The organism is Pedobacter petrophilus (assembly GCF_009674725.1).
Classification (GTDB): Bacteria; Bacteroidota; Bacteroidia; order Sphingobacteriales; family Sphingobacteriaceae; genus Pedobacter; species Pedobacter petrophilus.
On sequence record NZ_WKKH01000038.1, the window covers coordinates 14,556 to 26,543 of the forward strand.

At 37.3% G+C, this 11,988-nt stretch carries 12 protein-coding genes; 3 read left to right on the forward strand and 9 right to left on the reverse strand.

Features of this window, described 5'->3' with window-relative positions:
- Nucleotides 1-110: 110 nt before the first annotated feature.
- From GJU39_RS18300 to cmk, 5 genes are all read right to left on the reverse strand, one after another.
- Complete coding sequence (locus GJU39_RS18300) at nucleotides 111-1,094, reverse strand: SH3 domain-containing protein (protein WP_154282448.1); 984 nt, start codon at nucleotides 1,092-1,094, stop codon at nucleotides 111-113.
- A 124-nt stretch (nucleotides 1,095-1,218) separates the two neighbouring features.
- Nucleotides 1,219-2,721, reverse strand: coding sequence for a TPM domain-containing protein (locus tag GJU39_RS18305; RefSeq protein WP_154282449.1), 1,503 nt, complete (start codon nucleotides 2,719-2,721; stop codon nucleotides 1,219-1,221).
- Between the two features lie 49 nt (nucleotides 2,722-2,770).
- The gene (locus tag GJU39_RS24125) at nucleotides 2,771-3,040 is read right to left on the reverse strand and encodes a LamG domain-containing protein (RefSeq protein ID WP_342448228.1); all 270 of its coding nucleotides are present in this window, start codon (nucleotides 3,038-3,040) and stop codon (nucleotides 2,771-2,773) included.
- A gap of 14 nt (nucleotides 3,041-3,054) precedes the next feature.
- Nucleotides 3,055-3,606, reverse strand: a complete 552-nt coding sequence (locus GJU39_RS18310; protein ID WP_280790419.1) for a 3-keto-disaccharide hydrolase — start codon at nucleotides 3,604-3,606, stop codon at nucleotides 3,055-3,057.
- Nucleotides 3,607-3,666: 60 nt separating this feature from the next.
- Nucleotides 3,667-4,347 (reverse strand): (d)CMP kinase, encoded by a 681-nt coding sequence (gene cmk, locus GJU39_RS18315; RefSeq protein ID WP_154282450.1) that lies wholly within the window; start codon nucleotides 4,345-4,347, stop codon nucleotides 3,667-3,669.
- A gap of 74 nt (nucleotides 4,348-4,421) precedes the next feature.
- Between cmk and arfB the strand changes: the two genes are divergently transcribed.
- The gene (gene arfB, locus GJU39_RS18320; protein ID WP_154282451.1) at nucleotides 4,422-4,832 is read left to right on the forward strand and encodes an alternative ribosome rescue aminoacyl-tRNA hydrolase ArfB; all 411 of its coding nucleotides are present in this window, start codon (nucleotides 4,422-4,424) and stop codon (nucleotides 4,830-4,832) included.
- An 11-nt stretch (nucleotides 4,833-4,843) separates the two neighbouring features.
- On the opposite strand, the gene GJU39_RS18325 is transcribed toward arfB, so the two are convergent.
- Both GJU39_RS18325 and lon read right to left on the reverse strand, forming a co-directional pair.
- The gene (locus GJU39_RS18325) at nucleotides 4,844-5,791 is read right to left on the reverse strand and encodes a lipid A deacylase LpxR family protein (protein WP_154282452.1); all 948 of its coding nucleotides are present in this window, start codon (nucleotides 5,789-5,791) and stop codon (nucleotides 4,844-4,846) included.
- A gap of 83 nt (nucleotides 5,792-5,874) precedes the next feature.
- Nucleotides 5,875-8,346, reverse strand: a complete 2,472-nt coding sequence (gene lon / locus GJU39_RS18330; protein WP_154282453.1) for an endopeptidase La — start codon at nucleotides 8,344-8,346, stop codon at nucleotides 5,875-5,877.
- 308 nt (nucleotides 8,347-8,654) lie between these two features.
- Here lon and GJU39_RS18335 point away from each other — a divergent pair, with 308 nt between their 5' ends.
- Nucleotides 8,655-9,269 (forward strand): tetratricopeptide repeat protein, encoded by a 615-nt coding sequence (locus tag GJU39_RS18335; protein WP_154282454.1) that lies wholly within the window; start codon nucleotides 8,655-8,657, stop codon nucleotides 9,267-9,269.
- Between the two features lie 48 nt (nucleotides 9,270-9,317).
- On the opposite strand, the gene GJU39_RS18340 is transcribed toward GJU39_RS18335, so the two are convergent.
- Nucleotides 9,318-9,851, reverse strand: a complete 534-nt coding sequence (locus tag GJU39_RS18340) for a hypothetical protein (protein ID WP_154282455.1) — start codon at nucleotides 9,849-9,851, stop codon at nucleotides 9,318-9,320.
- A complete protein-coding gene (gpmI, locus tag GJU39_RS18345) occupies nucleotides 9,851-11,374 on the reverse strand; it encodes a 2,3-bisphosphoglycerate-independent phosphoglycerate mutase (protein ID WP_154282456.1) in 1,524 nt (507 codons plus the stop codon). Before gpmI ends, GJU39_RS18340 begins: the two co-directional genes overlap by 1 nt.
- A 205-nt stretch (nucleotides 11,375-11,579) precedes the next feature.
- Here gpmI and GJU39_RS18350 point away from each other — a divergent pair, with 205 nt between their 5' ends.
- Nucleotides 11,580-11,945: a DUF4783 domain-containing protein gene (locus GJU39_RS18350; RefSeq protein WP_245228009.1), complete on the forward strand. Its 366-nt coding sequence runs from the start codon at nucleotides 11,580-11,582 to the stop codon at nucleotides 11,943-11,945.
- The last annotated feature ends 43 nt before the right edge of the window (nucleotides 11,946-11,988 follow it).

Genomic DNA, 11,988 nt, shown 5'->3' on the forward strand with positions numbered 1-11,988 from the left:
GGTTGTGCTATGAAATAAACCTCGCAGGTTTTAAAAACCTGCGAGGTTTGATGGTTTCCTTATTTGCGCGCAGATAATCTTTTGTTTAATCGATAAAAAAAATTTAACCGCTATTTCTTCGTAAAAGTTCCCCTTGTAAAGCCTTCGCCAACGAGCGTTTGCTCATCTCTGATTAACAATAAAATCATATTCTGCTGATCGTAAAGTTTAATCATATCACCTTCAATCACATATTTTGCAGTGAAGGTAGAGTCGGTGTAAGTGTCTTTAACTACAACAGAATCGTTAGCCTTGAAATCAAAGGTTTTATACTGGGTATCGGTATCGCTTACGAATGTTCCTGAAACTTTTTTCGCCTGGATAAAGGTAACAAAGCAAAAATAAATAACCACCAGCACCAATATTGCAGAAATACCAATTAATATTTTATTTTGATTAGAATATTTGAAAATGAAGAACAGGATTGTTCCAAAAACCAATGCAACAATTGCAAATAAAATGAGATTCGAATAATCCTTTGCAACTTTAGGTACCTCAACGGATACCGCGCTTTTCTTAACCACGGCTTTAACAGGAGATACCCTTACTAAAAATTCTTTACTTACCCAGCCTTCGCCATTGGTAACCTTTATTTTGAAGTAGCTGGCATTCGCGGAGTCCAGAACGACAACGTTTTCGTGCTCCGGAAGGTATCCTATAACTTTACTTTTAGGTTCGGCATTTTGCCTAACCCTTAAGTTATCAGTTGTCACCCGATAGATTACATCTTCAGAAACAGCAGCTGATGTATTGGGTTGAGGTGTATTTGCAGATGATGCTGCTGGTGTTTGCGTTGAGGATGGAATTTTTTCGAGAAAATCTTTACTCGCCCAGCCTTCTTTATTTCTAAGTTTAATTTTAAAAAATTTCGCATCACTGGCATCTAAAATGGTAACTTTTTCATTCTGGATGATATTGGCAATTATTTTACTGCTTGCATCTTTGGATTCCCTAACCCTTAGTTTGTCTGCTTTTACGCGGTACAAATCCTGAGCGGGCAAACGGTTAGAGAAAATAAAAAGCGCAATTATTAGAAAGAAAATTTTGTTCATCATGATGGAATTTCTGCAATCAGTTTAGGGTAATTCTGCAACTACGCAAAGCGCAAACATCGTGCTAAGCGGGTCAAAATTATAAAATACTTTCAATTAGTGGTGTAAAAGAATCGAAATGTAATTTCTACCAACTCCCGCCGGTACCGCCACCACTACTTCTGCCACCGCCCCAACTGCTGCTGGAGGAAGACGAACTGCTACTGCCTGATGAAGATGAACCTGAACTAGATTTAACCAACATGGCCAAGGTTACCCATCTAATAAACTCTGTTTTTTTACAAAAGCTACATTCATTTATAATTTTTGCCTGCCCTTCATGACTATATGTTGCAGATTTGGTAGTTATCTGTTTATCCGTCTTATAGGCTCGGAACCCGCAAGATGGACATTCGGTATAATCTGTATACTCTTCTGCAGGCCACGCCTTAATAATATGTTCTCTCCCGTCTGTACTAAGCCAGATGTCGTAATCGTAAGCTTTAATCACTTCCTCCTTTCGTTGCCCTGGTGTTAAATAAGGCGCTCCCTCTATATTTTCATCTCTATCTACACGGATCATTTTATTTTTTTTACTGTCTAAAATGGACTTAAAGCGGTCGGATTCTTTAGCGTTGTTCGCTTTTTGGCGGATTAAGGAAATTAAAATTAACGGAGAGAAAAGAATTAGCCACCAATTCTTTTTATTAAATGTATTCACCGCATCCGAGAAGTTTTGATCGTCATTGTAGGTATTCCTTAACGCTGAAATGAAAAACAGATACCTAAAATAAAGTATTAATGCTAAAGCGACAAACAGAATTACCGGGATATGCGCCAGTTTAATTTTTTCCAGCAGTCCAAATCCTCTAAAAAAGACTAAGACGAAAATGGAGAGAAAACCTATCAGGATAGCAACTGCGCAACCCTTTATCAAACCTGGATCGTAGTCTTCTTTGTTATGAGGTTTTACTTCGTTTTTAGTCAGCTTTTTAGCCTGGCGGTTAGTGATCTTGAATACTCCAAAAAAGACAAGAATGATTGCTATCGTTGGAAACCAGACTTTCTCCAGTGAACTATTATTTTCAGGCTGCGTAAAAAGTTGATTAAGTTCAGATTTGTTTTCAGGGTTTAAAACAATTATTCCTATTGCATTTATGGTATTAATAATGCCTGCGCCGAAGTCATTTTCCCTAAATGCAGGCAGCAGATTTTGTTCAGCAATGTGTTTCAATTTTACATCTGGCAGTACGCCTTCTACGCCGGTGCCAGTTATAAAACGGTATTTACGCCGGTCTTTAGCAATGAAAAGAAGTAATCCATTGTTGCTCGTTTTAGATCCGATTCCCCAGGTGTTGAACAATTCATACGCAAAATCAAAATCCTCCTGATTCTGGTCAAAATTATTTACAATAACAACCGCAACCTGTATGTTCGTTTTATTTTCAAAATCGGAAATTGTATTGTTTATCTCATCAATATCGGTAGAGGATAGTATTTTATCAGGGTCGCTCACCCAGCCACCACCAGTCTTTTTAGGGTCAGGAATTTCTGCTATTGTATAGGCTTTTTGTGCGAATGTGGTAGTGGAAATAAATAAAAGAAATAGGATCGTTAACTTTTTAAGTGAGAACTGATTGTAGAGCATCATTAGCAAATCTGATTTAAATTTTTATCGACTTTTAGATAAGAACGGTTAATTACATTTTATTTTTTAACAATCGAGCTACTAGCTGATTAAGCTTTTGCTTGTTTTTAGTGTAAGGCGCCAGATCAAAAAGCTTAACAGTTTTGAATTCTATCGGATGGCTTTCACTTTGCAGGGAGATGTAGCCAGACTTTAACGGTGTGCCATCTACTTTAACTTTGGGATCGAAGTTAGTAACGTTGCCGCCGCCAATCTGTGGTTTGGTATATTCTAAAACAACTTCATTATCTATAATATGTTTAATTACCGAATCGCCCAGCACTAGGAAATCGGCGGTTACCCATTGATCACCTGCATAGGTCTTTGATCTGGAATCCAGGCAATGTGTGGTGAAAAGTTTGTCTTGATAATTAATAAGGGTTCCGGCGTACATACATTACTGGTATGGCGAACATGCTCACCATCGCCACCAAGAATTTGTGCCTCTATAGAAATAGGGAAATCCTGATCTTTCAACATTGTAGCCGGATCCTGACAATGTAACATGGCGCCGCTATTTCTGGTTGCCCAGCCTTCTCCACCTTTTGCCTGATTACCTACGAAACGATAGGTTACCCTTAAAAGATACGCTGAGAAAGGCTTTTTATAAAAAATATGTCCATATTGTTGATCAAATTCCTGATAGCCATCGTAACTGACTTTTAGTAGGCCATCTTCCACGCGAAAAGTATTGGCATAATTTTCCTTGTAATTGTGTTTGGCAATTTTCACATTCCAATCTTTCAAATCCTTTCCGTTGAAGAGATTAATCCAGCCTTTTTGAGCATTGGCATGAATGGAGAAACAAGCGAAAATAAGAAAGGGTAGGGTGGCATGTTTTAATTTCATAGTAGCTTAATTGTTGCCACTAAATGTATGAAATTAAAATAAAGAGATAAATTTTAAATGCTATCCGGCCATCAGTGGTTCAACTTTTGCAATGGCGAAATTGAGTTGCTCTTCCTGCGTTAAATTCGTATTATCTAAAATAATAGCATCATCAGCCCTCACAAGCGGACTTTCCTTTCGGGTCGTATCGGCATAATCGCGATGTGCCAGATTCTCGAAAACCTCTTCCAGGGTAGTTAAATTGTTGCCTTTACTTTCTAACTCTTTGAATCTTCTTTCAGCCCTGATTTTAGGATCAGCGGTCATGAAAAATTTTAGTGGTGAATGCGGAAAAACGGTGGTGCCAATATCGCGGCCATCCATTACAATGCTCTTCGATTTGCCCATCCGTTGCTGTTGTTTTACCATCTCATGGCGAACAATTTTATGAGCAGATACTTCACTTACATTTTGTGAAACGGGCATTAAACGAATCTCATCAGATACTTCCTCCCCGTTTAAAGTAATATGCGACTCATAATCCCTCGAATGAAAATTCAGTTCAATATGTTGCAAAGCATCAATAACCGCTGCATCGTTGTTTGCATCAATATTGTTTCTTAAAAAGTATAAGGTAACAGCACGGTACATGGCTCCGCTATCTACATAAATAAAACCTAATTTTTTAGCCAGTGCCTTTGCAAGGGTGCTTTTTCCACACGATGAATAGCCATCAATAGCTATAACCAAGTTCTTTTTCATTCTGCTACAAAGGTAAAAAAAGACTGTTCAGTTACTAGCTTTTTTAGTTGGATTATCTTTCATAATTTTGGAACATGCTACCCACCAGAGAAGAAATTTTACGATCAGTTACTTTTAAAACTTCCAGAAGTGGAGGCAAAGGTGGGCAGAATGTAAATAAGGTTTCCAGTAAAGTTGAATTGATTTTTGATTTAACGGCGAACGAATACCTGAGTGATGAGGAGAAAACTTTGCTGAAATTACGCCTGGAAAACAGGTTAGATACTGAAGGCTTACTCCATATCGTATCTCAGGAAGACCGAAGTCAGCTTCTAAATAAGGAAAAAACTATCGCAAAACTAATCGAGCTGCTCAAAAATTCTCTTCATGTTCAAAAAAAGAGGAAGCCAACTAAAATTCCAAAAGGAGTGATAGAAAAGAGATTGAAAAATAAAGCTTACACTTCCGAAAGAAAGAAAAACAGATCAACTCCTGATTCTAATTAGCCAACGGATGTTTATCTTCCAAACCGATAATACAAACTCAGGCCACCATAATTCTGTGCTTTGGCAACGCTTTTAACTTCCTTGGTTTTAAAAATGATATTAAAATCCGCTGTAAATCTCTTTGAACTATAATTAGCCCCGAATTGCTGTTCAAAAACAATTGGTTTTACATCAAAAGTAACCGGGCTATTGTTATTAAATAAACTTCCCTGAATTGTAGCATCATAGGCCACAATGTTTAATTGCGGTTTGGCATAAAAGAAAAGCTCTGACTTATTTAAGCTAGCTGTTTTTGAGTTGCCTATTACTGCATTATGGTAAGCACTGTTGAACAATTGGTTCAACCTTCCGGCTCTGAATAATACCGATGTACCTAAACCCGAAAATGTAGTTCCTAAATTCAAATAGCCTTGTCCGCTTAAATCGATAATCTGATCATTGGAGCGAAGTAGCAACTTGCTATAATTTGCGGCCAGATTAACAGCTACTTCATTTTTAATTTGATATTCCCATCCGGCAGGGCTGTAAAATCCAACGGTTTTATGGAGAAAGCGCTGAGCATCCTGCGCTAAAGAATTTGGGCCAACCATGCCAATTTCAATGCTGGTTTTTAAGACGCTTTCATTTTTATAAAAAACGGAATAAGCACCCCCGGCATAGAGGTAGCCAGCGAAAGGCCTGTCCTGATCTTCTCTTCTGGCAACCTGCCCCCAATATGGCGTATACATTTTTTGTCCGGCCGAAATTTCGTAGGTTCTCTTTTCTATCTGATCGGAAAACTTAGAAGGATCAATTGCTCTTCGGAAATAAAGAAATAAGCCGTTAGTGTAATATCTGTCATTTAAGGTCGCTAAATAAGCATCATTTTCAGTTTTGAAACCAAATTCGTTTTTAAAAGATTGGCCAAAACCTGTTAGGCAGATTAAGCAAAGGATAGCAGTAGTAAAAAATGATTTCATAAAAAAGCCCGGATGATTAACCCGGGCTATAAAAGTATTTATTGTTATTGGATATTCGATAGGCCATCCAAAAGATTTACCATTTAGTTGACAATCGGAGCAATCTTAATACTCAGATCTAAAGGCTTTTTTACCTTGTTTTTGGTTAAAGCCAATTCAATTACTTCACTCATTTCTGTTACGTAATGAAAAGTAAGGTCTTTAATATAACTTTCTTTGATTTCTAAAATATCCTTGCGGTTGCTTTTACAAAGGATAATTTCTTTGATATTAGCTCTCTTCGCGGCAAGAATTTTCTCTTTAATTCCGCCAACCGGCAGAACTTTACCACGCAAGGTAATTTCTCCGGTCATGGCTAAATGTTGTTTTACTTTACGCTGGGTAAAAGCAGAAGTTAACGCAGTTAACATAGTTACACCAGCCGATGGGCCATCTTTTGGTGTTGCGCCGGCAGGAACGTGAACATGCACATCCCAATTATCAAATAAAGAATATTCTATACCAAACTCTGCCGCATGTGCACGTAAATAAGCAAGTGCAATCACTGCAGATTCTTTCATTACATCACCTAAATTACCGGTTAAGGTTAACTTTCCTTTACCAGGGCTTAAGCTAGATTCAATGAACAAAATATCGCCGCCAACGCTTGTCCAGGCTAAACCTGTAACTACACCGGCCACTTCATTGCCTTCGTATAAATCCTTATCGTAAACCGGTGCACCTAAAATGCGTTCAACATCCTCATTGGTTAAAGTAACATTATACTCTTCTTCCATTGCAATCTTCGTTGCTACACCACGAACCAGCGAACCGATTCTTTTCTCCAGACCACGAACTCCAGACTCACGCGTATAATCTTCAATTACCTTTTCAATCAATGCTGGTTTAAGGGTAATATCTTTATTCTGCAAGCCATGATTTTCTTTCTGTTTCGGAAGCAGGTATTTTTTGGCAATCTCAATTTTCTCCTCTATAGTATACCCGTTAACCTCTATAATCTCCATCCGATCGAGCAAAGCAGGTTGAATAGTGCTCAACGAGTTAGCTGTCGCGATGAATAAAATGTTCGATAAATTATAATCCATCTCCACATAGTGATCATAAAAGGCATTGTTTTGTTCCGGATCTAAAACTTCTAGCAATGCTGATGAAGGATCGCCGCGGTGATCTGTTCCAACTTTATCAATTTCATCTAAAACAAATACAGGGTTATCTGCACCAGCTTTTTTTATGGATGAAATAATGCGGCCAGGCATAGCACCGATGTACGTTTTACGGTGACCACGAATTTCTGCCTCATCGCGAATACCACCTAAAGCCATCCGTACATATTTACGGCCTAACGCTTTGGCTATAGATTTCCCCAATGAGGTTTTCCCAACTCCCGGAGGGCCAACCAGACAAAGAATTGGCGCTTTCATATCGCGTTTAAGCTTTAATACCGCCAGATATTCAATAATCCGTTGTTTAACCTTCTCTAAACCAAAATGATCTTTATCTAAAATGCGCTGGGCTCTTTTTAAATCAAAATTATCTTTGGTAAACTCACTCCAGGGTAGATCTAAAATTAACTCCAGGTAATTTAGCTGAACAGAATAATCTGGTGCAGCAGGGTTCATCCGGCCTAGTTTATCAAGTTCCTTCTCAAAGTGCTCATTAACTTCTTTCGACCATTTTTTCAACTTTGCTTTCTCTTGCAAAGCATCGAATTCAAGGTCGGCAGAATTACCACCCAATTCTTCCTGAATCGTTTTTAATTGCTGATTAAGGAAATAATCCCGTTGTTGTTTATCGAGATCAGTACGAACTTTAGATTGAATTTGATTTCTCAATTCCAGCATCTGCAATTCGATCATCAGCAATTCCATTACCTTCTGCGCACGATCCAGCAATTTATTCATTTCCAGAATCTTTTGCTTATCGGCCATTTCGGCATTCATATTCGATGAAATAAAATTGATCAGAAATGAATTACTTTCAATGTTTTTTAAGGCAATACTTGCTTCACTGGGAATGTTTGGAGAAAGCTGAATAATTTGCGCAGACATCTCACGGATCGAAGCAATTAAGGTTTTAAATTCTTTATCTCCCTTGTGTTTTTGCTCTTCAAACTTTTTAACTACGGCCTTAATATAAGGCTCATTCTGAACTTCTTCAATTAAGCTGAAACGTTGTTTCCCCTGGATAATAACTGTGGTGTTACCATCAGGCATTTGCAGCAATTTAATGATGTTGGCAACGGTGCCAACACTGTTAAGTTGCTCAAAAGTAGGGTCTTCAATAGATACATCTTTTTGAGATACTACCCCAATAATCTTGTTTCCTTTGTAAGCTTCTTTAATTAATTTTATTGATTTATCCCGTCCAACGGTAATTGGAATTACCACACCAGGGAACAGAACAGTGTTTCGCAATGGTAAAATAGCCAGGGTTTCCGGCGTATCCTCATTGTTCATTTCCTCCTCATCTTGTTGAGACATCAAAGGGAAAAATTCGGTATCCTCATTTATAATTGGCATAGCAGAATGAAAATCAAATATATCTTGTTTACTCATTATCACGTTTCCTCTAACGACAAACTGGCAGTTTAATCGTATTCACATTGTTTAATTATGTTAGTAATATAATAATTTCAACTCTTGTGCCAAAGTAAAAACTATATTAATCTTATGTTAAAAAGGCAGAGAAATATATTTATTGATGACAATATCATATTTCTTTATTTTAAACGTTTACTTATTGTTAAGGGCTTTCCGTTTGCAGTTAAGAAAATATAAAACTATTAATTTATCATAATAGGATTATATTGCAAAAAAAAATCGCCCTGGAAAGGTGCTGGAGTTATCTAAATTATTATTCATACATGAACTATTTTAAAAAAGCAATTTTAGGATTAATCATTTTTTCGTCAACCACAACATTTGCCCAGAATGAGAAAAGCATGCAGGCAATGATGAAAGGAGATTATAAAACTGCGGTTACCCAACTAGAAAAAGCCGATACCAAAACGCCCGATAATGCTGCTGTGTTAAAAATGCTGGGTTATTCTTATTTTCAAAATGGAGAGTACGAAAAATGTATCTCAACCTATAGCCGTTTACTTACCTTAAAGCCTGCAGAAGTATCTGCCTATTATTACCGCGGCAAAGCCAGGTTAAATATTGCAAATGATCCAAAAGAATCTTTAAATACCATGCGGGAGAACTTTTATACCGCTGCCATTAGAGATTTTACCAAAGCGATTGAAATTACCGGTGATGAGGATACGCAAATGTTTCAGAATCGAGGTTTAGCCTATAAAGATTATGCCATTTTTAAATCTTATAAAGTGAAGAAAAGCACTGAGAAAGTGGCCTGTATAGCATTGTTTAACAATTCAATAGCAGATTTTCAAAAAGTATTAACCATGCAGCCGTTAAGGAAAGATATTATTGATTGGGTTACTTATAATAAAGCGCAAATAACGAGTTTAAAGTAATCTTCAAACATAAAAAAGCGGTCAGGGATTAATTTCTAACCGCTTTTTTTATGGATTAAATTTGGCTACCACAGTATAGTCTTTTGGAGCGAGTAAGCGTATTTTTTGTTGTTTTCTGATCTTATATAATATTTCCGGGTAGTAGGTGAGGGTATCAAGCGATTGGTATAAGATGTTTTTGTTATTAATGATGATTTCAACCTTACTAATCTTTAAGCCTTTATTATTTACTGAAACTTTTTTAACCGGAATCTTTTTACTGTCAGAAGTGTATACCTGTAAGCCATTTTGCTGCGTAACTTTAAAACTTCCTTTCCACGAATTTTTGTTGATATCAGCATTGATAAAAATAGCAAGTTCCTTTTCCCAATCAGTGATTAATAACGATTTGGTTTCGCTAATGCCATTTATACTGACGGTTTTATCAACCTTAACCCTGGCATTTTTTAGCCGGATAATTTCTTTGCCGAAATATCCTTTTAAGTCAAAATATAATAATTCGGTATTCGCTTTTGCTGCTTCCCTCTGGTTACAAGAGAAAAACGTGAAAGCAAATACCAGAATGCAAAGTTTTTTCGTCATTATATCAGCACGTTTCCTGTCATTTCCGCTGGAATATCAACACCTAAAATGCGAAGAACAGTAGGAGCGATATCGCCAAGTTTTCCATCAGCAATAGCCTTATAATCTTTGTCGATTAAAATACAGGGAACCAAATTGGTTGTGTGTGCGGTATTTGCCGATCCATCTCCGTTTACCATAAACTCAGAGTTGCCATGATCTGCCAGTAAAATAAACGAATAACCATTTTCAAGTCCTTTGGTTACGACTGTTTCGGCACATTTATCAGCAGTTTCTACTGCCTTTATTACTGCGTCGAAAACACCCGTATGGCCAACCATATCTGGATTGGCAAAATTTAAGCAGATAAAATCTGCCCAGCCGGTTTCCATTTCTGCGGTAATGGCTGCGGTGATTCCAGCTGCGCTCATTTCCGGTTGTAAATCATACGTAGCAACTTTCGGAGAAGGCACTAAAATGCGTTTCTCGTTAGGGAATTCGGTTTCCCTACCACCAGAGAAGAAGAAAGTAACGTGTGGATATTTCTCCGTTTCCGCGATCCGGATCTGGTTTTTATTATTTTCTGATAAAACCTCGCCAATTGTTTTCGTCAAATCATCTTTGGTTAACATTACATTCACTTTATCGAAGCTTTCATCATAAGTGGTCATGGTTACATAATACAATGGCAGTTTATGCATCAGTTGTTCCGGGAAATCTTTTTGGGTGAGTGCCGTTGTAATTTCACGACCTCTATCCGTACGGAAGTTAAAGCAAATCACCACATCATCCGGCTGAATAGTTGCAACAGGTTCGCTGTTAAATTGGGTAAGTACAACAGGATTTAAAAATTCATCCGTAATGCCATTTTGGTAGGAACTTTGAATGGCACTTAAAGCATCCTGTGTTTTCTCACCAACGCCGTTTACCATTACATCGTAAGCTTGTTTAACACGCTCCCAGCGGTTATCCCGGTCCATTGCATAATATCGGCCAATCATGGTCGCTAATTTTGCATTTCCATGTTGCAAATGGTTTTGAAGATCGGTAATAAAACCTAATCCCGATTTCGGATCAGTATCACGACCATCTAAAAAAGCATGAACAAACGTTTTTTCTACGTGAGCCTCGTTTGCTGCATCACAAAGTGCTTTTAAATGCTCAATATGTGCATGCACTCCGCCGTTAGAAACTAAACCAATAAAATGAACTGCTTTATTGTTGGCTTTTGCGTAATCAAATGCGGCAAGTAAAACCGGGTTGCTGTGCAATTCTCTATCAGCAATTGCCTTATTGATTCTGCCCAGTTCCTGATAAACAACGCGACCAGCACCCAAATTCATGTGCCCAACTTCTGAGTTTCCCATTTGTCCGGCAGGTAATCCTACCGCTTCACCAGATGCTTCTAATTTTGAATGAGGATAATTTTGCAACAAGGAATCAAAAAAAGGTGTTTTTGCAGCGTAGGCAGCATCAGAGTTATCCTGACTTCCGTAACCCCAGCCATCTAAAATTATAAGTGCGAGTTTTTTATTGTTTACCATATTAATTGAAAAATTTATTCATCAATACCAAAACATTTTCTTTCAAAACATGTTTTAGTGTTTTATTCATATGGCAAATATAACTTTATTGAAGGTTATACAAATTAAGAAATCGTTTTTTGATAAGCTAATGGCATAATTTTAGCTACTGTGTTCTGTATAAAATACAGAAATGATCCGGAGCTTGTTTTTACTTGTTATTAGTTTGACATCATTATATCGTCCTGTTGCTATCCAGGCAGATATTATCGATGATTTATCATCTTATTTTAAAGCTGGAAACGCCAAGGATATCGCTAAAAATTTTGCCTCCACGATAGAATTAATCATTATTGATGAAGAAGATGTCTATTCTAAAGCACAAGGTGAGCAGATTCTGCGAGATTTTTTCGTCAAACACCCCCCTGTTAAAACAAGTGTTTTTCATAAAATTAACAATAGTCCGAATTATAGGTTTGGTGTGATCATCCTCAATACATCAAAAGAAACATTCAGGGTTTCTATTACGATGAAAAAAGTGAATAATACCTTTCAGATTACTGAGTTAAGAATCGAACCGGCTAAAGATTAGGTTGTTTCTCTCTGAATGTTTCTTAAACGCCCCATCAACCTAT

What these genes read in the sequence shown, in the direction of transcription:
- GJU39_RS18300 (WP_154282448.1), bottom strand. Translation starts at nt 1,094, where the DNA reads ATGATGAACAAAATTTTCTTTCTAATAATTGCGCTTTTTATTTTCTCT.
- GJU39_RS18305 (WP_154282449.1), bottom strand. Translation starts at nt 2,721, where the DNA reads ATGATGCTCTACAATCAGTTCTCACTTAAAAAGTTAACGATCCTATTT.
- GJU39_RS18310 (WP_280790419.1), bottom strand. Translation starts at nt 3,606, where the DNA reads ATGAAATTAAAACATGCCACCCTACCCTTTCTTATTTTCGCTTGTTTC.
- cmk (WP_154282450.1), bottom strand. Translation starts at nt 4,347, where the DNA reads ATGAAAAAGAACTTGGTTATAGCTATTGATGGCTATTCATCGTGTGGA.
- arfB (WP_154282451.1), top strand. Translation starts at nt 4,422, where the DNA reads ATGCTACCCACCAGAGAAGAAATTTTACGATCAGTTACTTTTAAAACT.
- GJU39_RS18325 (WP_154282452.1), bottom strand. Translation starts at nt 5,791, where the DNA reads ATGAAATCATTTTTTACTACTGCTATCCTTTGCTTAATCTGCCTAACA.
- lon (WP_154282453.1), bottom strand. Translation starts at nt 8,346, where the DNA reads ATGAGTAAACAAGATATATTTGATTTTCATTCTGCTATGCCAATTATA.
- GJU39_RS18335 (WP_154282454.1), top strand. Translation starts at nt 8,655, where the DNA reads ATGAACTATTTTAAAAAAGCAATTTTAGGATTAATCATTTTTTCGTCA.
- GJU39_RS18340 (WP_154282455.1), bottom strand. Translation starts at nt 9,851, where the DNA reads ATGACGAAAAAACTTTGCATTCTGGTATTTGCTTTCACGTTTTTCTCT.
- gpmI (WP_154282456.1), bottom strand. Translation starts at nt 11,374, where the DNA reads ATGGTAAACAATAAAAAACTCGCACTTATAATTTTAGATGGCTGGGGT.